The organism is Microbacterium sp. Au-Mic1 (assembly GCF_021341785.1).
In the GTDB taxonomy this organism is placed as follows: domain Bacteria; phylum Actinomycetota; class Actinomycetes; order Actinomycetales; family Microbacteriaceae; genus Microbacterium.
In genome coordinates this window covers 301360-319447 of sequence record NZ_JAJTTF010000002.1, presented here as the reverse complement: position 1 = coordinate 319447, position 18088 = coordinate 301360, and the positions used below count along the sequence as shown (strand labels likewise).

The following is an 18088-nucleotide window of genomic DNA, read 5'->3' as shown; positions in this document are numbered from 1 at the left end:
TCAGGCGCGGACCAGCAGGGCGCCGGGACGGATGCCTGCCGTGAACGAGCGCACCTGGCCACGCTCTTCCCCGTCGATCTGAAACGGCTGCGGTCGGCTCAGCTCGACGCTGATGCGCTGCGCAGAGGCGTGCCGCACCACGTCCGTGCTCGTCGTCTCGCCGCCCAGGAGCCGCCGCAGGCCGTTGTCCCAGACCACCGTGCGCACCGTCTCGAACCAGTCCGCCACGCCCTCCGCGCTGACGAGAAGGAGATCCAGTTGCCCGTCGTCCGGCACGGCGTCCGGGAGCAGAGTGATCCCGCCCTGGATCGTGCCGCAGTTGCCGATCATGAGGGTGTGGATCCGCGCCCGGTCGGCGCTCTCGTCGTCGAGGGCGAGCTCGACGGACACGAGCTCCGTCACGGCGGCTGCGGCGGCCAGCGCCTTCACGTACGCCAGCCATCCGGCCTTCGCCTTGAGCTCGTCGTCGGTCTCCTCGAGCATGCGCGCGTCGAGGCCGAGGCCCGCCATCACGACGAACACGTGCTCCCCTGCGGCATCGCCCTCGGTCACCTCGATCGTGCCGACGTCGATGCGGCGCGCCTCCGCGCCGAGCGCGTGAGCGACCGCGACCTGCACTCCGTCCAACGGCACGCCCAGATTCCGCGCGAGCAGATTGCCGGTGCCCTGCGGCAGGATCCCGAGCGCGGCGCCGGTGCCGGCGAGCACCTCGGCCACCGCACGGACCGTGCCGTCCCCGCCCGCCGCGAAGACGAGCTCGCAACCGGCGTCGACCGCCTCCTGCGCCATCGTCCGTCCCGGATCGTCCTCGGTCGTCTCGAAGAACCGGATGTCCGCATCTGGGATGCACTCGGCGACCGCCGTGCGCACCTCGTCCTCCGATTCGAGCTTCACCGGATTGCGGACCACGCCGATCATCGTCATGAGACCATCCTCGCCGCACCGCGTCCGAACACGGCGCGCGGCACCCGTCAGCCGTAGAACAGCGTCTCGAAGTCCTTTCTGGCCCGCCGCGTGACGCGCAGGTACTCCTCCTCGACGGCGCCCGCCGAGCGGTCGGGGTAGCCGAGGATCCGGCCCACGCCGTCGAGCTCGCGGGGATCGGCCGGCAGCACGTCCTTCGTCTGCCCGGTGAGCAGCGTCATCGCGGACCGCAGCCTGCTGGACAGTCGCCACGCCTCCCGCAGCCGCTCCCCCGCCGCGGCAGGCACGAAACCGGACTCGATCGCGACGTCGAGCGCCGCGAGCGTGGAGGTCGTCCGCAGTGCCGGCACGGCGTGCGCGTGCTGCAGCTGCACGATCTGGATCAGCCACTCCACGTCGCTGAGCGTGCCGGGACCGAGCTTGAGGTGACGACGGGGATCGACACCCTGCGGCAGGCGTTCGCCCTCGACGCGCGCCTTGATCCGCTTGATCTCCCGCAGCGACGTGAGATCCAGCGCTTCCGGGTAGCGCACGCTGTCGGCGAGCTCGAGGAAGCGCTCGATGAGCTTGTGGCTGCCCGCGACGCCGCGGGCGCGCAGCAGCGCCTGCGCCTCCCAGGACAGCGACCAGCGGCGGTAGTACGCCGCATACGCGTCGAGCGTGCGCACGAGCGGGCCGTTGCGGCCCTCGGGGCGCAGATCGGCGTCGAGCTCGAGGGGCAGCCGGTGATCCGTCAGATGCTCCCTGAGCCCGGCGACGATGCGCGCCGCGAGCTGCTGAGCGCGTTGCGGATCGACGCCGTTCGCGTCGTACACGAACAGCACATCCGCGTCGGATCCGAACCCGAGCTCCGCACCGCCGAAGCGTCCCATCCCGATGACGGAGAAGTCCAGGACGTCGTCCTCGTCGGGCACGACATCCCGGCGCACGGCCCGCAGCGCGGCCTGGATCGTGGCGTCGGTGATCGCTGTGAGCGCCATGGCGACGTCGTCGATCGTCAGCACGTCCAGCACGGCGCCCATGGCGGTGCGCAGCAGCTCGCGGCGGCGCAGTGCGCGCACCGAGCGCATCGCGTCGAGGATCGTGTCGTGCCGGGTCTGGATCGCCCTGGCCTCCTCGTCGAGCGCCTGCCGCGCGCGCGGCCGCAGCTGCTCGGTGCTCTCCAGCCAGGCGACCGACTCCGGAATCCACTCCATCAGCTCGCCGACGTACCGCGACGACGACAGCAGCCGGGTGAGCCGTTCCGCGGCCCCCGACGAGTCGCGCAGCATCCGCAGGAACCACGGGGTGTCACCGAGTCGCTCGCTGATCCGCCGGAACGCGATGAGGCCGTAGTCGGGATCCGTGCCGTCGGCGAACCAGCGCACCATGACCGGCATGAGGTGCTTCTGGATCGTCGCCTTGCGGCTGAGCCCGGTCGTGAGCGCGCCGATGTGGCGGAGCGCCCCTGCAGGATCGCGGAAGCCGATCGCCGCGAGACGGTCGTGCGCCTGGTCCGTGGAGAGCGTGCGCTCCTCCTCCGGCAGCGAGGCGACCGCGCTCAGCAGCGGACGATAGAAGAGCCGGGTGTGCAGGTCCCGCACCTCGCGGCGCACGTCCTCCCACACCTTCCTGATGCCGTCGGCGGTCTCGGCGAGGCCCGTGGCACGCCCCAGCACGCGCAGCGCCTCCTCCTCGCGCGGCACCAGGTGGGTGCGCTGCATCTCACGCAGCTGCAGCCGGTGCTCGATCAGTCGCAGCACCCGGTAGTCGTGCGCGAACAGTCCGGCCTCGGCCCGGCCGATGTAGCCACCGGCGACGAGCGCGTCGAGCGACTCCAGGGTGCCCCTGGTGCGGATCTGCGGATCCGTGAGGCCGTGTACGAGCTGCAGCAGCTGCACGGTGAACTCGATGTCGCGCAGGCCGCCCGGCCCGAGCTTGAGCTGATACGGCACGTCCTCCGCAGCGATGTGCTCGGTGACGCGCTCGCGCATGCGCTGCACGCTGCCGACGAAGTCCTCGCGGGCGGCGCTCGACCACACCTTCGGCTGCACGGCTTCGATGTACGCGGCGCCCAGCGCGGGGTCGCCGGCGATCGCCCGCGCTTTGAGCAGAGCCTGGAACTCCCAGCTCTTGGCCCAGCGGTCGTAGTAGGCGACGTGGGAGCTCAGAGAGCGCACGAGCGCACCCTGCTTGCCCTCAGGGCGCAATGCCGCATCGACCTCCCAGAGCGGCGGCTCCGCCTCGATCCCGACGATGACCTGCATCGTCTCGCGCGCCAGGCGCGTGGCGATGTCGATCGCCCTGGGCTCGCTCAGTCGCTCCTCGTCCGCGGTGCCGGCGACGTAGATCACGTCCACGTCACTGACGTAGTTCAGCTCGCGCGCGCCGGTCTTGCCCATTCCGATGATCGCCAGGCGCGTCAGGGCGACCTCCCGGCGCACGTCATCCGAGTCGGCGGCGACCGCGGTGCGGGCGATCGCGAGCGCGGCCTCCAGCGCCGCGGACGCCGCATCCGCGAGCGCCGCGGAGACGGCCGCCACCGCCGTCACAGGATCCGACGCGGTCAGATCCCACGCGGCGATACCCGCGACCGCCCGCCGGTACGCGATACGCAGCCGGATCCTGGCCGTGGCGTCTCCGGTCGCGGCGAATCCGTCCGCCGCGTCCACGGCCGACAGGAGCACGTCTCGCAGCTGATCGGCAGTCGGCAGTACCGACCGATCCTCACGCAGCAGCGCGAGCTCCTCGGGACGGCGCTCGAAGAACCGGCTGAGACCGGGCGAGGCGCCGAACACCGCCCAGGCGCGAGCGCGCGACGCCGCGTCCGACAGCACGGCGTCCACCGCGGACGGATCCCGGCGCGCGACGCGGATGAGCCCGGCCAGCGCCTCGTCGGGGTCGGCGCTGCGCAGCGGTTCGATCAGCGACGACGGCGCGAGCCCGGTGATCTCACCCAGTTCACGCAGCCCGGCGGACGCGGCGGAAAGCCCGACGAACCCCAGCCGGGCGAGCGCGGACAGCGAGAGCGAATCGTCGAAACGGGGCACCGCGACCCCCGATCAGAGCAGTTCGAGGTTGCTCTTGAGCTCGAACGGCGTGACCTGACCGCGGTACGCCTCCCACTCCTTGCGCTTGTTCAGCAGCACGTACGTGAACACCTGCTCGCCGAGGGTCTCGGCGACGAGCTCCGACTCCTCCATCAGCTCGAGCGCGTGGTCGAGGCTCGCCGGCAGCGACGCATACCCCAGCGCGCGGCGCTCGGTGTCGCTCAGCGACCAGACGTTGTCCTCGGCCTCAGGCGGGAGCTCGTAGCCCTCCTCGATGCCCTTGAGCCCGGCCGCGAGCATGAGCGCGTACGCGAGGTAGGGGTTCGCTGCGGAGTCCAGGGCGCGGTACTCGATGCGCGTGGACTGCCCCTTGTTCGGCTTGTACATCGGCACGCGGATGAGGGCGGAGCGGTTGGCGTGACCCCACGTCACGAAGCTGGGCGCCTCGTCCCCGCCCCAGAGTCGCTTGTACGAGTTCACGAACTGGTTCGTCACCGCCGCGATCTCGTTCGCGTGCCGCAGGAGTCCGGCGATGAACTGACGCCCCGTGCGGGAGAGCTGATACTTGGCGCCCTCCTCGTAGAAGGCGTTCATGTCGCCCTCGAACAGCGACATGTGCGTGTGCATGCCGCTGCCGGGGTGATTGCTGAGCGGCTTCGGCATGAACGTGGCGTACACGCCCTGCTCGATCGCGACCTCCTTCACCACGGTGCGGAAGGTCATGATGTTGTCCGCCGTGGTGAGCGCGTCCGCGTAGCGGAGATCGATCTCGTTCTGGCCGGGCCCGCCCTCGTGGTGGCTGTACTCGACCGAGATGCCGAGGTCCTCGAGCATCCGCACCGAGCGCCGACGGAAGTCGTGTGCGGTGCCTCCGGGCACGTTGTCGAAGTAGCCCGCCGAGTCGACCGGCACCGGACCCTCCGGCCCGTACTGCGAAGACTTCAGCAGGTAGAACTCGATCTCGGGGTGCGTGTAGAACGTGAACCCCGCATCCGCCGCCTTGGCCAGGGTGCGCTTGAGCACGTGCCGCGGGTCGGCGACGGCCGGACGCCCGTCGGGCGTCGTCAGATCGCAGAACATCCTCGCTGTGGGATCGATCTCTCCGCGCCAGGGCAGGATCTGGAAGGTCGTCGGATCCGGCTGCGCGAGCAGATCCGACTCGAACGTGCGCGTGAGTCCCTCGATCGCGGAGCCGTCGAATCCGATGCCTTCGGCGAACGCGCCCTCGACCTCGGCGGGCGCGATCGCCACCGACTTCAGGGTGCCGATCACGTCGGTGAACCAGAGCCGGATGAACTTGACGCCGCGCTCCTCGATGGTGCGCAGCACGAAGTCCCGCTGCTTGTCCATCCCGCTCATCGAGCGCCGTCCGCGCCCCAGTTGTCCTCGGCCGCGTCCTCGTCGGCCCAGGCCTTGGCACGCTCCTGGAGCACCTCAGGGGCGCGGGCGGCCTCCTCGGCGGTGTCGAACGGGCCGATCCGGTCGATCGACGGCGATTCCAGACCGTATTCGACCTCGCCGGTGCTGCTGTTGAACCAGTACTTGCTCTCGCCGGACATCGCTGCTCCTCCTGGGCTTTGTCACGATCCTACTGGCGCGCCCGCCTCTCGCTAGGCTGTTGCGCATGGCAAAAGCGATCGGCGTGGACATCGGCGGAACCGGCATCAAGGCCGGGATCGTCGACCTCGAGCACGGGACCCTCGACTCGGACCGCATCCGGGTCCCCACCCCGAAGGGCGCGGCGCCGGCCGACGTCCTCGTCGCCGTCAAGGAGGTGCTCACGACGCTGGGCGTGCAGGATTCCACCCTGCCCCTCGGCGTGGCCTTCCCGGCGATCGTCAAGTACGGCAAGACCCTCTCCGCCGCGAACATCTCCAAGGAATGGATCGGCTTCGAGGCCGAGCGCTTCTTCGAGGACGGGCTGGGCCGCGAGATCCACTTCGTGAACGACGCGGACGCCGCCGGTGTCGCCGAGAGCCGCCATGGCGCGGCGCGCGATGCCAGGGGGCTCACGATCCTCGCGACGCTGGGAACCGGCATCGGATCCGCGTTCCTGTACGACGGAGTGCTGGTGCCGAACACCGAGCTCGGCCACCTGAACTTCCGCGGCGAGTCGATCGAGAAGTGGGCCGCCTACTCGGCCATGGAGCGCGACGAGCTGGGCTGGGAGGCGTGGTCTGCTCGCCTGCAGGACTTCTTCTCGCACGTCGAGTTCCTGTTCAGCCCCGACCTGTTCGTCGTGGGCGGCGGTGTCTCCAAGCACCCGGACAAGTTCATCCCGCTGCTGGAGCTGAAGACCCCGATCGTCGCGGCGATCCATCGCAACTCGTCCGGCATCATCGGCGCGGCCTCGCTCGCCGGCGACTGACCTCCCCTACGCCGAAAGGCCCGGATCCGCTGAGCTGCGGATCCGGGCCTTCTTCGTGAGAGGAACGGGCCGGCCTGTACGCCGGGTTCTGTGCCGGGGCCCCTCTCGGGGTTCCCTTCGACGGTCATCTCTCTCGGCGACGCGTTGCCGCGCCGCTCCAGCGGCCTACCCGGGGACTCGGCGAGCCGCGTCATCATCCCCTGTCTGGCCTTGCTCCGGGCGAGGTTTACCTGGCGAGCCGTGTCACCACGGCCCCCGGTGGTCTCTTACACCACCCTTTCACCCTTACCTCGGCCCTGCGGACCGCGGCGGTCTTCTCTCTGTGGCACTGTCTCGCGGATTGCTCCGGGTGGGTGTTACCCACCGCCCTGCCCTGTGGAGCCCGGACGTTCCTCGGTGCGGTCTCCCGCCACGCGACCGTCCAGCCGACCCGTTCGGATCCAGTCTAGGAGTCCTTGCCCGCATCCACGGCGATCCGCAGGTCGAGAGGGATGTCGATCTCGAATCCGGGGAACAGCCGGCGGGTCGCCGCGTCCGCCGCATCCTGCACCACGCGCGCGGCCTCGTCGGCCTGCGTCTGCGGCGCGTGGACGATCACCTCGTCATGCAGGAAGAACGCCAGGTGCGCGCGCCGCGAGAACACCGGCCCCGACCCCGGCGCGGGCTCCGGGGCATCGGGCAGCGCGGTCAGGCGGTGCCGGATCTCGGCGAGCCAGAGCAGGGACCACTCCGCCGCGGTGCCCTGCACCACGAAGTTGCGCGTGAACCGGCCCCGGTCCCTGGCTCTGCTGCGCGCCAGACGCTCGTCGGCCCCGTCCGCGTCGGGATCGCTCGCGCGCGACTGCGCCGCGGTCCAGTGCGCATCCGGTCGGGGTGAGCTGCGACCGAGGAGCGTCGAGACGACGCCCCCGTCCTCCCCCGTCTTCGCCGCGCCGTCCACGAGCGCCATCGCCCGGGGGAAGACGGTGCGCAGCCGCGGGCCGAGCTGACCGCTGGGCCCTGTGGTGGCGCCGTACATGGCCCCGAGGACGGCGTACTTCGCCTCCTGCCGCGTCTGCACCGCCCCCGAACGCACGACGCCCTCGTACAGGTCGGCGCCGCGCGCGGCCGCGGCCATCGCCCGGTCCTTCGACATCGCCGCCAGGACCCGCGGCTCCAGCTGCGCCACGTCCGCGCAGATCAGCGTCCAGCCCTCGTCGGCGCGCACCGCGGGGCGCAGGCTCCGCGGGATCTGCAGGGCTCCCCCGCCGCTCGACGCCCAGCGGCCCGTGACCACGCCGCCGGTGAGGTAGACGGGTCGGAAGCGTCCCTCGTGCACCCACTCGGCAAGCCAGGCCCAGCCGTTGGCCGTGTACAGCCGCGCGAGCTTCTTGTAGGCCAGGAGCGGTTCGACGACGGGGTGCTCGATCTCGCCGAGCTCCCAGCGCGAGGTCGATTCGACCAGGATCCCGGACCGCCGCAGCGCCTTCAGCAGGCGGGGCGGACTGTCGGGGTTGACCGCGGCGTCCTCCAGGGTCTCGCCGATCAGGGCCGCGAGCTCGGCCATCCGCGCAGGCCGCGCGCCGAGCACCGGTCGCGGACCGAGCGAGTCGGCGAGCAGCCCTTCGTGCACCGCGGTGCTCCACGGCAGGCCGGCGGCCGTCATCTCCTCCGCGACCAGGGCACCGGTCGACTCGGCGGCGCACAGCAGGGCCAGGCGGCCGTCCGGTGCGCGCCCCAGAGCGGCGCGCTGGCGTGCGTACTCGGCGAGGAGCTCGTCGACCTCCGCGAACGGGTCGCCGGATTCCGGTGGAGCGACCTCGTGCAGGTCGAACAGGGCGGGCATCGCGATCGTCGTCGCCAGCGGATCGGATCGGATCCAGCGCGACGAGGGTGGGACCGGATCCGCGAGACTCGCCGTGTCGCGAAGGATCGCGTGACAGAGCAGGAGATCGTGCGCGCGGCGGATCCTGACTCCGGCGGCGAGCAGCGGCGGATACACCTCGCGCAGATGCCGCACCACCCAGCGCGGATGGGCCCTTCCCTCGAGGTCAGCGACCTCGGCGTTCAGCGCGGCTGCGGCGACGTCGTTCCGGCCCAGCTCCGAGCCTCGCTCGTCGAGCCGCACCATCGTCCAGCTGTCGCGTCGCGCGGACCGTCCCAGCACGACCGTGTGCGGAACCGCCGATTCGATCATGTCTTCGAATCTACGCCTTCGGAACGACCGTGCACGGCATCGTCGACGCGACAGGCCGGATCCCCGGGTGTGTCGGCGTGTATCAGCACCCGCGCACCCGGACCCCGACGGCGGTTAGCGTGGAGTCACCGGAGAGGAGTCCCCCATGTCCGATGCGTCCCCCTTCATCGCCCACAACGGATTCGCCCTGCCCGCCCAGGGCCTCGGCACCTACGGCTTCCGTGGAGAGGCCGGCGCGGACGCGGTCCGCAGCGGCATCGAGAACGGCTACCGGCTGATCGACTCGGCCTTCAACTACGAGAACGAGGGTGCCGTCGGCTGGGGCATCTCGGGGGCTGCCGTCGATCGCGCAGAGCTCATCGTCACCTCGAAGCTGGCCGGACGCCACCACGCGCGTGCCAAGGCTCTCGACGCCATCGAGGAGAGCCGGTTCCGCCTCGGCGTCGACGCGATCGATCTGTTCCTCATCCACTGGCCGCTGCCGCGGGTGGACGCGTATGTCGAGGCCTGGCAGGCGCTCATCGAGGCGCGCGAACGGGGCCTGGTGCGCCAGATCGGCGTCTCGAACTTCCTGCCCGAGCATCTGGAGCGCATCGAGGACGCGACGGGGGTGCGTCCCGTCGTCAACCAGATCGAGCTGCACCCGCGCTTCCCGCAGGAGGAGGCGCTCGCCTATCACCGCGCCCACGGCATCATCACGGAGGCGTGGAGCCCGCTCGGCCGCGCCGGCGAGGCGCTCGAGGATCCGGCGATCAGCACCGTCGCGACCGCGCACGGCATCACGCCGGCGCAGGCCGTGCTGGCTTGGCACGCGGCACGCGGGGTCGTCGCGATCCCCAAGGCCGCGACCGTCGTGCACCAGGCCCTGAACCTCGCCGCCGCTCAGGTGCGGCTGAGCGCCGCCGAGATCGCCGCGATCACGAGCCTCGGTGCACCGGACGGGCGCCTGTGGGGCGCGGACCCCGCCACGCACGAGGAGTTCTGAGGCCTTCGCGGCCGAGACGAGCCGCCGCCTCAGTCCACCGGCGCGGAGCTCTTCAGGCCCGACTCCTCGGTGCGGATCAGGATGCACCCGCACTCCGGGCACGAGACCACGTCGTCGTCCGCCGCCTGGCGGATGGTGTTCAGGTCAGTGCCGGAGAGCACCATGCGGCACCCTTCGCAGGTGGCTCGGCGCAGCAGGGCGGCACCCGCGGTGCGTCCCGCGCGGCGCTGGTATTCGGCCATGAGCGACGGGGACACCGAGTCGACGAGCGCGACACGGTCGCGGGCGAGCTGCTCGCCCTCGGTCGTGGCAGCGGCGATGAGAGCCTTGGCCTCGGCGGTCAGTCGCGTCCCCTCGGCCACGGTCTCGTCGATGAGCGCCTGCTGTGCGGAGACGGCGGCCTCGGCATCCTCGAGCCGACCCATGAGCTCGAGCTCTGCGTCCACCAGGTCGCTGATCCTGCGTCCGAGGCTCGCGATCTCCTGCTCGAGCGCCACCGCATCCTTCGGGTTCTGCGTGGCGGCGAGCCGCCCGGCGTCGCGGTCGCGGCGCTGCGCGGCGAGCGCGACATCCGATTCCAGGCGCTTCAGCTCCGTCTGCACGTCGTCGCGCGCGCCGGACAGCACCGTCAGCTCGCGCAGCTGCCCCTGCCGCTGCGCGGAGAGCTCGTTGATCCGCTCTCCCTGCACCGGATGCGTGCGCGCGTAATCGGCCTGCGCGATGCGGCGGTCGATGTCGGCGATGTCGAGGAGCACGATCTGGTGCGCGGGGTTGGCTTTCACGCGTCCAAATCTACGCCAGACCGGAATCCGCCCGCGCGCGCGTCCCGTCTCAGGACACCTCGCCGTCGACGTAGAACCAGCACCCGTCCTCGCGCACGAATCGGCTGCGTTCGTGCAGCACGCCACGACCGCTCGCATCCCGGTGGATCGCCTCGAACTCCACAACGCCCTCCGTGTCGAACGGACCGCCGCCCTCCTTGGCGAGGATGTCGAGGTGCAGCCAGCGCAGATCCGGGTCGATGTGCAGGCGCACCGGACGGGTCGTCGGATGCCAGGACCGCTGCAGATACCCCGCGTCACCGACGGTGAACGCGGTGTAGCGCGAGCGCATGAGGCGCTCCGCGGTGGGCGCCGCCCGTCCCGCGAGGATCGGTCCGCAGCAGGCGTCGAAGACATCGCCGCTGCCGCAGGGGCAGCGGCGCGCAGCACCGGCGGTCACTGGTTCGCCACTCATCGGCTCCAGCCTATTGCGTTGCGAGGCGCACCTTCGGAATACCCCAGGGGGGTATATGGTTGAGCTCATCATGGACGAACGAACTCAGCACGGCGGCCATCACGCGGACGGCACCGCGACGCACGCTCACGAAGCGGAGCACCCCGCGCACACCGCGGCGGGTCACACCCGGATGCATGACGCGCACGCGGCTCACGCGCACGGACGCGGACATGCCGAGGCGTCGGGTCATGCCGGCCATCCGAACCACGGCGGGCATGCGGGCCATGCCGACCATTCCGGCCACGGCGGGCATGGCGGTCACGGTGATCACGTCGCCCGGTTCCGTCGCCTGTTCTGGATCATGCTCGTGCTGGCCGTGCCGGTCGTCGCGTTCTCCCCCATGTTCGCGATGCTCGTCGGCTATCACATGCCCGACGCGTTCGCGCTGCAGGCGATCCCCCCGGCGATCGGGACGGTGCTGTACGTCTGGGGAGGACTGCCGTTCCTGACCGGCGCGGTCTCCGAACTCCGCGCACGCCGCCCCGGGATGATGCTGCTCATCGCGCTCGCGATCACGGTGGCCTTCCTCGCCTCGTGGGGCGCGGCGCTCGGGCTCCTCGACCACGAGCTCGACTTCTGGTGGGAGCTCGCGCTCCTCATCGTGATCATGCTGCTCGGCCACTGGATCGAGATGCGCTCGCTCGCCCAGACGACGTCCGCCCTGGACTCGCTGGCCGCGCTCCTGCCCGACGAGGCGGAGCGCCTGACCGGCGACGATGTTGCGCTCGTGTCACCGGCGGACCTCCGCGTCGGCGACGTCGTCCTGGTCCGCCCGGGCGGTCGCGTCCCGGCGGATGCCGTGGTCGTGGACGGATCCGCGAACGTCGACGAATCCATGATCACGGGCGAGTCCCGCGCGGTGCCCCGCACCGTGGGCGAACAGGTGGTCGCCGGCACGATCGCGACGGACTCGGCGCTCCGCGCCAGGGTGACGGCCGTGGGAGCGGATACGGCCCTCGCCGGCATCGGCCGACTCGTCGCCGAAGCACAGTCGTCCTCGTCCAGGGCGCAGCGTCTGGCGGACCGCGCCGCGGGCTGGCTGTTCTGGTTCGCACTCCTCGCCGGCGTCGTGACCACGGTGGTGTGGACGGCGATCGGTCTCCCCGACGATGCCGTCGTCCGGGTCATCACGGTGCTCGTGATCGCCTGCCCGCACGCGCTGGGCCTGGCGATCCCGCTCGTCGTCTCGATCGCGACGGAACGTGCGGCGCGCGGCGGGATCCTGGTGAAGGACCGGATGGCGCTCGAGCGGATGCGACAGGTGGACGCCGTGCTGTTCGACAAGACCGGCACGCTCACGGAGGGCGCACCCGCCGTGACCGGCGTCGCCGTGTCGGCGGGCTTCACGGAGGCCGAGGTCCTGGCTGCGGCTGCGTCCGCGGAGTCCGACTCCGAGCATCCGCTCGCAACCGCGATCCGCACCGCCGCCGAGAATCGCGGCCTCGCCCGCGGTGCGGTGTCGGAGTTCCACTCGGAGCCGGCGCTCGGCGTCCGCGCCGTCGTCGACGGACGCGTCGTCGAGGTGGGCGGACCGGCTCTGCTCACGCGGACGCGGGCGACGGAGCTGCCCGAGGCTGCGGCCTGGCACGCCGAGGGGGCGATCATCCTGCACGTGCTCGTGGACGGCCGGGTCGCCGGCGGGCTCAAGCTGGCTGACGCGATCCGGGAGGAATCCCGAGCCGCCGTGCGGGCTCTGCAGCAGCGCGGCGTCGACGTCGTGATGATCACCGGCGATGCCGAGTCCGTCGCCGCGTCGGTGGCGGCGGAGCTCGGGATCGAGCGCTACTTCGCCGGGGTGCGTCCGGAGGACAAGTCGGCGCGCGTCGCCGAGCTGCAGGCCGAGGGACGCGTGGTGGCGATGGTGGGCGACGGAGTCAACGACGCCCCGGCACTGGCCACGGCCGACGTCGGCATCGCGATCGGCGCCGGCACCGACGTCGCGATCGGATCCGCCGGGGTGGTGCTGGCCAGCTCCGACCCGCGCTCGGTCGTCGCGACGATCGAGCTGTCGCGGGCGGCCTATCGCAAGATGCGGCAGAACCTGTGGTGGGCCGCCGGCTACAACCTCGCGGCCGTGCCGCTCGCCGCGGGCGTGCTCGCCCCGATCGGCTTCGTGCTGCCGATGTCGGTCGGCGCGATCCTGATGTCCGTCTCGACCGTGGTCGTCGCCCTCAACGCCCAGCTGCTGCGTCGGCTGGACCTGCGCCCCGACAGCGTCGCCGCAGCGCCCGAGCAGGGCTCACGCTGAGCGCCGGGCGCCCAGATCGGGTCGGACTCAGAGCCCGATCCGGTCGAGGGCGCCGGCGAGCCGCTCGACCGTGCCGTCCACGTCGGCGAGCTTGTCCAGACCGAACAGCCCGATCCGGAACGTCGAGAACGATTCCGGCTCTCCGCAGTGCAACGGCACCCCGGCCGCGATCTGCAGCCCCTGCTCGCGGAACAGCGCACCCGTGCGCAGGCCCGGATCCGCGGCGTGCACGACCGCGACGCTCGGCGCGGCGAACCCGTCCGCAGCCACCGACGGCAGGCCGCGCTCGGCCAGCAGCGCGCGCACCCGGCCGCCGAGATCCCACTGGGCGGCCCGCAGCGCCTCGAAGCCCCGCTCGCGCGTCTCGGTCATGAGCACGGCGTTGTGCACCAGCGTGTCGGTCGGCATGGTGGCGTGGTAGGGCGCCCGGCCGGACACGTACTCCTCCGAGATCCACAACCATTTCGCCAGATCCATCGCGAAGCTCGACGACGTGCGCGAGGTCACCGCCTCGCGACCGGCGTCGCTGAGCATGACGTAGCCGACGCCGGGCGATCCGCTCCACCCCTTCTGCGGTGCGCTCAGCAGGACGTCCACGCCGAGAGCCGCCATGTCCACCCAGAGGGCGCCCGACGCGATCGAGTCCAGGACGAGCAGCCCTCCGACCTCGTGCACCGCGTCGGCGAGAGCGCGCACATAGTCGTCGGGCAGCAGGATCCCAGCCGCGGTCTCGACATGCGGGGCGAACACGACCTCGCTGCGCTGGGCGCGGATCGCCGCGACGACCTCGTCGATCGGCGCGGAGGCCCACGCGGCGTGTGCGTCGTCGGATTCCGGGCGAGCCGCGCACACGACGGTGTTGTGCGCGACGTCGCCGGCATCGAGGATCTGCGACCAGCGGTAGGAGAACAGCCCGTTGCGCACGATGAGGCAGCGACGCCCGGTGGCGAGCTGGCGGGCGACGGCCTCCATCGCGTAGGTGCCGCCGCCGGGGACGAGAGCCGTCGCGGTCGCCGCGTAGGCGGCGCGCAGATCCGATTGGACGCTCTGCATCACCGACACGAACCGCGACGACATGTGATTCAGGGAGCGGTCCGTGAAGACCACCGAGTACTCCAGCAGGCCACCGGGATCGACATCGTCATGCGGAAGGGCCATGCGCCCAGCCTGGCACACGGCTCCCGCTAGGCTGGAGGAACGCGCCTATAGCTCAGTTGGTAGAGCACGTCGTTTACACCGATGTGGTCGGGAGTTCGAGTCTCTCTGGGCGCACCGTGAGCGTCGTGACGCCGACGATGCGCCCATCGATCAGACGAGCCTCTTGCCCTCCGTCTTCGGCGCCCACAGCCAGGTGACCAGCGCGCCGAGAGCAAGAACGCCGGCGAGCCAGTACATCGACACGGACACACCCCACTTCTCCAGGCTGATCGGCAGCAGGAACGTCCCGATCGCGGAGCCGATGCGGCTGGTCGCGTTGAGCAGTCCGACGCCGCTCCCCCGCAGATGCGTCGGGAAGAGCTCGGGCGGGTACACCTGGGTGATGTTCGACGCGGCGGACATCACGAAGGAGTAGACGACGAACGGGATGAGCATCAGCCACGGCGACGCCTCCGCGAGCAGGCCGAGCAGAGCCAGCATGACGGTCATGATGACGAACGTCCAGAACGTGAACGCCTTCCGCGGGAAGCGCACGATCGCCCACAGGCCCGCGACGCCTCCGGCAAGCAGGAAGATGTTGATCAGCAGGTTCTGCATGTTGGCGTCCGACACCTTCATCGCTTCGAGGATCGTGTAGACGAACGTGTAGATCGCGAAGTACGGGAGCACCTGACAGCTGTAGAAGAGGATGCCGAACCAGGTGCTCTTCCGGAGCGCAGGGCTGAAGAGCTCGCGGTAGCTGCTCTTCTCCTGCACGTGAGCGGTCGGGATGAAGATGTTGCCGGTCTTGAGGTACTTCTCCGCGATCGCGGCGGCCTCGTCGCCCCTCCCCCTGCTGATGAGCCACCCCGGAGACTCGGGCGACCCGATGCGCACGATCAGCACGAACAACGCCGGGATGAACCCCGAGGCGAGGAGCCACCGCCAGGTATCGGGGCCGACGTTCACGTAGGCGCCGATCACATTCGCGATGACATATCCCACGGTCCACAGGACCGTGAGCGAGGAGAGCATGAGGCCCCGGGACTTGCGCGGTGCGAACTCCGACAGCAGCGTCGGCCCCACGGCGTAGTCAGCCCCCAGGCCGAAGCCGATCAACAGGCGCAGCACGAAGATCGTCTCGACGTTCGGCGCCCAGAACTGCGCCAGAGAAGCTGCGGCGATCAGGATGAAGTTCAGGACGTACACGCGCTGGCGACCGATCCGATCGCTGATCCGGCCGAGGATCAGCGAACCGAAGAACAGGCCGATCAGCGCCGAGCTCGCCAGCATGCCCTGCCAGAAGCCGTCGACGTGCCACTGCTGCGACAGCAGCGGCAACGCGCTGCCGATGATCCCCAGCGCATAGCCGTCAGAGAAGTTGGCGCCGAAGGTCATCATCGTGACCTTGAGGTGGAACCGTCCGAACGGGATCTGGTCGAGGGCGACCTTCCCTTCGGGGACCGGCTCCTGCGCCTCGTCGGTGATGGCGGAATTCATCAGCAGCTCCCTTGCCACATTGTGTTGCCATGTAGTGAAATAGCTCTTGTTCACCACATGAAACTTGGTGACGGCCAGGATGTCAAGACCCGAGTGCGAAGCGCTCCGCCGGAAGGAGTCTCATGAACGACGCGGATGAGCAGCCGAATCGAGCCCCCGCGCCATGGCCGGCGTCCGCTGATGCCACGATCGTGCTCGGCGACCGTCCGCTGCGGCTCGACGACATCCGCAGCGTCGCCGAGGGCGCGGCGCGCGCGGAGTACTCGCCGACAGCCGTCGATGCCATCGCTCGTGCCCACGACGCATTGCTGCGCCTCGCCGAGACGCGCCCGGTGTACGGACTCTCCACGGGAGTCGGCGCCCGCCGCAGCGTCGCCGTCGTGCGCGACCGGGAATCATGCCTGCGCCTCTGGCGCAGCCACGCGCTGCAGTTCGGCCCCGCCGTCGATGGCGGACGCGTCCGGGCGATGCTGCTCGTCCGCGCCAACCAGCTGGCGCAGGGCGGATCCGGCGTCAGTCCCGCACTCGCCGACGCCCTGCTCGCCGCGACCACCCGCGAAGATCCGCCGTCCGTCTCCTTCGGCGGCGCGCTCGGCACGGGCGATCTCGGCGCGCTCGCGACCGTCGCGCTCCAGATCACCTCAGACGATTCCACCGGCACCTTCGCCGCCTCCGACGGACTCCCGTTCATGAGCAGCAGTGCGCTGACGCTCGCCGATGCCGCACTCACGCTCGCGGACCTCGATCGCGCGATCGATGCAGCGACGGTCCTCGGAGCCGCGGCGGTGAGAGCGCTCGGGACGACGGCCGAGCACTTCGCGACGGCCGCATTCGCGGACCGGTACGCCGCGATGCGGGACACGGCGACGCGGCTCGCCCCGTCCGGCGACGTCACCGGCCCCCGCGTACAGGATCCGTTCTCGATGCGTCTGCTGCCGCAATCGCTCGGATCCGTGCGGCTGTCCTGGGAGCACTGCCGGGACGCGACGCTGGCCGAAGTGAACAGCGCGCACGAGAACCCCCGCGTGTTCACCCAGGAACAGCAGATCGCGCACACCGGCAACTTCTACACCGTCGACCTCGAGCTCGCCTGCGGCACCGTGCTGCGTGCCCTCGCTCAGGACTCGAGCCTGATGCTGGCACGGCTCGGGCTGCTGATGGACCCTCGCTACACCGGTCAGGCCGAGTTCCTCGGCGACGGAACGCCCGACGCGACAGGCGCGATGATGCTGGAGTACGTCGCCGCCGCGGCGCTCGCCGACATCCGCGATCTCGCCGCCGCCCACGGGGGCCATGGCGTGCATCTCTCGCTGGGGGCCGAGGAGCACGCGCCGTTCACGCCTCAGGCGGTGCGCCGCCTCCGGCATGCGACTGACGGCTATCGCACTATGCTCGCCTGTTTCGCGGTCGCCCTTCGTCGCCTTCCCGGCATGGACGACCAGCTGCTCGGGCTGCCGGAGAGCCACGGCGGACTCGAGGATCGCGATCTGAGCCACGAGCTGGCCGAGACGGCGTCGTTGCTGGATAGTATTCGGCTCGGTGAGTCGCACGAGTAGACGAAGGAGCATCGATGAGCACGATCGGACCGGCCGGGGCGCCTGCCGCGGAGGGGAGAGCCGATGCGCTCGACTCGGGATCGGGCCCCCGTTCCGTGCACAGGGCGCTCGAGTTGCTGACGATCGTGGTCGAGTCCGGCCCGCAACCGCTCACCGAACTCGCCCGTGCGAGCGGGCTGCCCACGAGCACGACGTTGCGCTCGCTGCGCGCCCTCGAGCACTGGGGGTATGTCGCGCGCGCCACCGACGGTGGCTATGTCGCGGGTCATCGCTTCGCCCGCTCGCGTTTCGACGCCGAGCCCGCCAGCGCCGAGCAGTTGTTCGAGCGCTCCGGCGAAGTGCTCCAACGGCTGACGGAACGCAGCGGCGAGTCGAGCTATCTGACCGTTCGCGGGCCCGGACGCAGCTGCATTTATCTGCGCGAGGTGCAGAGCGACCAGCCGATCCGTCACGTCGGCTTCGCCGGGTGGGCGGGCCGCACGGTGCAGATGGACGGCTCGGCGGTCGGCGCCGTCCTGGACGGCGAGACGCCGCACGCCGGCTTCGTGACCCTCGGCGCGGTGTCCGCACCCGATGCGACCGTCATCGCGGCCCCCGTGCTCGACAACGAGGGCGCCATCGTCGCGGCGATCAGCATCGTCGGCCCCAGCTTCAGAATGGGCGAGGATCGCGTTCAGTCGCTGGGCGGACTCGTACGCGACCACGCGCAGAACCTGACCGAGGCACTCCGCTCCGAACGCTCCGCACCGGCGGCATCCGGCGCGGACCCTCGGTGACCGGCCGGCCGCCAGGAGGGATAGGCTGAGATCCGCGCGCCTTTGTGCGGAGTCGACAAGCCTCCCCGGCGCCGCATCCCGATTTCGTTGGCACGACCTGCCAGACAGACG

14 protein-coding genes, 1 tRNA gene and 1 other RNA gene are annotated in these 18088 nt (G+C 70.7%); 6 read left to right on the top strand and 10 right to left on the bottom strand.

Annotated features, from left to right (window positions below):
- Genes LXM50_RS04050 through LXM50_RS04035 form a run of 4 tightly spaced genes read right to left on the bottom strand, consistent with a single transcriptional unit; the run spans position 1 to position 5512 of the window.
- Positions 1–924, bottom strand: coding sequence for a diacylglycerol kinase family protein (locus LXM50_RS04050; protein ID WP_233309982.1), 924 nt, complete (start codon positions 922–924; stop codon positions 1–3).
- Between the two features lie 47 nt (positions 925–971).
- Positions 972–3953, bottom strand: coding sequence for a bifunctional [glutamine synthetase] adenylyltransferase/[glutamine synthetase]-adenylyl-L-tyrosine phosphorylase (locus tag LXM50_RS04045; RefSeq protein WP_233309981.1), 2982 nt, complete (start codon positions 3951–3953; stop codon positions 972–974).
- 12 nt (positions 3954–3965) lie between these two features.
- Complete coding sequence (locus LXM50_RS04040) at positions 3966–5303, bottom strand: glutamine synthetase family protein (protein ID WP_233309980.1); 1338 nt, start codon at positions 5301–5303, stop codon at positions 3966–3968.
- A 5-nt stretch (positions 5304–5308) separates the two neighbouring features.
- Entirely contained in the window at positions 5309–5512 is a 204-nt protein-coding gene (locus tag LXM50_RS04035; RefSeq protein WP_233309979.1) for an SPOR domain-containing protein, read from the bottom strand.
- Between the two features lie 65 nt (positions 5513–5577).
- Here LXM50_RS04035 and ppgK point away from each other — a divergent pair, with 65 nt between their 5' ends.
- Positions 5578–6321, top strand: coding sequence for a polyphosphate--glucose phosphotransferase (gene ppgK / locus LXM50_RS04030; protein ID WP_233309978.1), 744 nt, complete (start codon positions 5578–5580; stop codon positions 6319–6321).
- Positions 6322–6382: 61 nt separating this feature from the next.
- On the opposite strand, the gene rnpB is transcribed toward ppgK, so the two are convergent.
- An RNA gene (gene rnpB / locus LXM50_RS04025) (RNase P RNA component class A) lies at positions 6383–6754 on the bottom strand.
- A gap of 12 nt (positions 6755–6766) precedes the next feature.
- Entirely contained in the window at positions 6767–8497 is a 1731-nt protein-coding gene (locus tag LXM50_RS04020) for a bifunctional 3'-5' exonuclease/DNA polymerase (RefSeq protein ID WP_233309977.1), read from the bottom strand.
- A 145-nt stretch (positions 8498–8642) separates the two neighbouring features.
- On the opposite strand from LXM50_RS04020, the gene LXM50_RS04015 reads away from it, so the two are divergent.
- A complete protein-coding gene (locus LXM50_RS04015; RefSeq protein WP_233309976.1) occupies positions 8643–9482 on the top strand; it encodes an aldo/keto reductase in 840 nt (279 codons plus the stop codon).
- A 29-nt stretch (positions 9483–9511) separates the two neighbouring features.
- Here the strand turns inward: LXM50_RS04015 and LXM50_RS04010 are convergent, their stop codons facing one another.
- The gene (locus LXM50_RS04010) at positions 9512–10264 is read right to left on the bottom strand and encodes a zinc ribbon domain-containing protein (protein WP_233309975.1); all 753 of its coding nucleotides are present in this window, start codon (positions 10262–10264) and stop codon (positions 9512–9514) included.
- A gap of 49 nt (positions 10265–10313) precedes the next feature.
- Positions 10314–10718, bottom strand: a complete 405-nt coding sequence (locus LXM50_RS04005) for a YchJ family protein (protein WP_233309974.1) — start codon at positions 10716–10718, stop codon at positions 10314–10316.
- 55 nt (positions 10719–10773) lie between these two features.
- Between LXM50_RS04005 and LXM50_RS04000 the strand changes: the two genes are divergently transcribed.
- Entirely contained in the window at positions 10774–13008 is a 2235-nt protein-coding gene (locus LXM50_RS04000) for a heavy metal translocating P-type ATPase (protein WP_374107797.1), read from the top strand.
- 27 nt (positions 13009–13035) lie between these two features.
- Here the strand turns inward: LXM50_RS04000 and LXM50_RS03995 are convergent, their stop codons facing one another.
- Positions 13036–14166, bottom strand: coding sequence for an aminotransferase class V-fold PLP-dependent enzyme (locus LXM50_RS03995; RefSeq protein WP_233309973.1), 1131 nt, complete (start codon positions 14164–14166; stop codon positions 13036–13038).
- A 41-nt stretch (positions 14167–14207) separates the two neighbouring features.
- Between LXM50_RS03995 and LXM50_RS03990 the strand changes: the two genes are divergently transcribed.
- A tRNA-Val gene (locus LXM50_RS03990) sits at positions 14208–14280 on the top strand.
- A gap of 36 nt (positions 14281–14316) precedes the next feature.
- On the opposite strand, the gene LXM50_RS03985 is transcribed toward LXM50_RS03990, so the two are convergent.
- Positions 14317–15645 (bottom strand): MFS transporter, encoded by a 1329-nt coding sequence (locus LXM50_RS03985; RefSeq protein ID WP_233309972.1) that lies wholly within the window; start codon positions 15643–15645, stop codon positions 14317–14319.
- A gap of 122 nt (positions 15646–15767) precedes the next feature.
- Here LXM50_RS03985 and LXM50_RS03980 point away from each other — a divergent pair, with 122 nt between their 5' ends.
- Positions 15768–17201 carry an aromatic amino acid lyase gene (locus LXM50_RS03980; protein WP_233309971.1) on the top strand — a complete coding sequence of 478 codons (1434 nt, stop codon included), beginning with the start codon at positions 15768–15770 and terminating at the stop codon, positions 17199–17201.
- A 14-nt stretch (positions 17202–17215) separates the two neighbouring features.
- Positions 17216–17977 (top strand): IclR family transcriptional regulator, encoded by a 762-nt coding sequence (locus LXM50_RS03975; RefSeq protein WP_233309970.1) that lies wholly within the window; start codon positions 17216–17218, stop codon positions 17975–17977.
- Positions 17978–18088: the final 111 nt, after the last annotated feature.

What these genes read in the sequence shown, in the direction of transcription:
- LXM50_RS04050 (WP_233309982.1), bottom strand. Translation starts at nt 924, where the DNA reads ATGACGATGATCGGCGTGGTCCGCAATCCGGTGAAGCTCGAATCGGAG.
- LXM50_RS04040 (WP_233309980.1), bottom strand. Translation starts at nt 5,303, where the DNA reads ATGGACAAGCAGCGGGACTTCGTGCTGCGCACCATCGAGGAGCGCGGC.
- LXM50_RS04035 (WP_233309979.1), bottom strand. Translation starts at nt 5,512, where the DNA reads ATGTCCGGCGAGAGCAAGTACTGGTTCAACAGCAGCACCGGCGAGGTC.
- ppgK (WP_233309978.1), top strand. Translation starts at nt 5,578, where the DNA reads ATGGCAAAAGCGATCGGCGTGGACATCGGCGGAACCGGCATCAAGGCC.
- LXM50_RS04020 (WP_233309977.1), bottom strand. Translation starts at nt 8,497, where the DNA reads ATGATCGAATCGGCGGTTCCGCACACGGTCGTGCTGGGACGGTCCGCG.
- LXM50_RS04015 (WP_233309976.1), top strand. Translation starts at nt 8,643, where the DNA reads ATGTCCGATGCGTCCCCCTTCATCGCCCACAACGGATTCGCCCTGCCC.
- LXM50_RS04005 (WP_233309974.1), bottom strand. Translation starts at nt 10,718, where the DNA reads ATGAGTGGCGAACCAGTGACCGCCGGTGCTGCGCGCCGCTGCCCCTGC.
- LXM50_RS04000 (WP_374107797.1), top strand. Translation starts at nt 10,774, where the DNA reads ATGGTTGAGCTCATCATGGACGAACGAACTCAGCACGGCGGCCATCAC.
- LXM50_RS03995 (WP_233309973.1), bottom strand. Translation starts at nt 14,166, where the DNA reads ATGGCCCTTCCGCATGACGATGTCGATCCCGGTGGCCTGCTGGAGTAC.
- LXM50_RS03985 (WP_233309972.1), bottom strand. Translation starts at nt 15,645, where the DNA reads ATGAATTCCGCCATCACCGACGAGGCGCAGGAGCCGGTCCCCGAAGGG.
- LXM50_RS03980 (WP_233309971.1), top strand. Translation starts at nt 15,768, where the DNA reads ATGAACGACGCGGATGAGCAGCCGAATCGAGCCCCCGCGCCATGGCCG.
- LXM50_RS03975 (WP_233309970.1), top strand. Translation starts at nt 17,216, where the DNA reads ATGAGCACGATCGGACCGGCCGGGGCGCCTGCCGCGGAGGGGAGAGCC.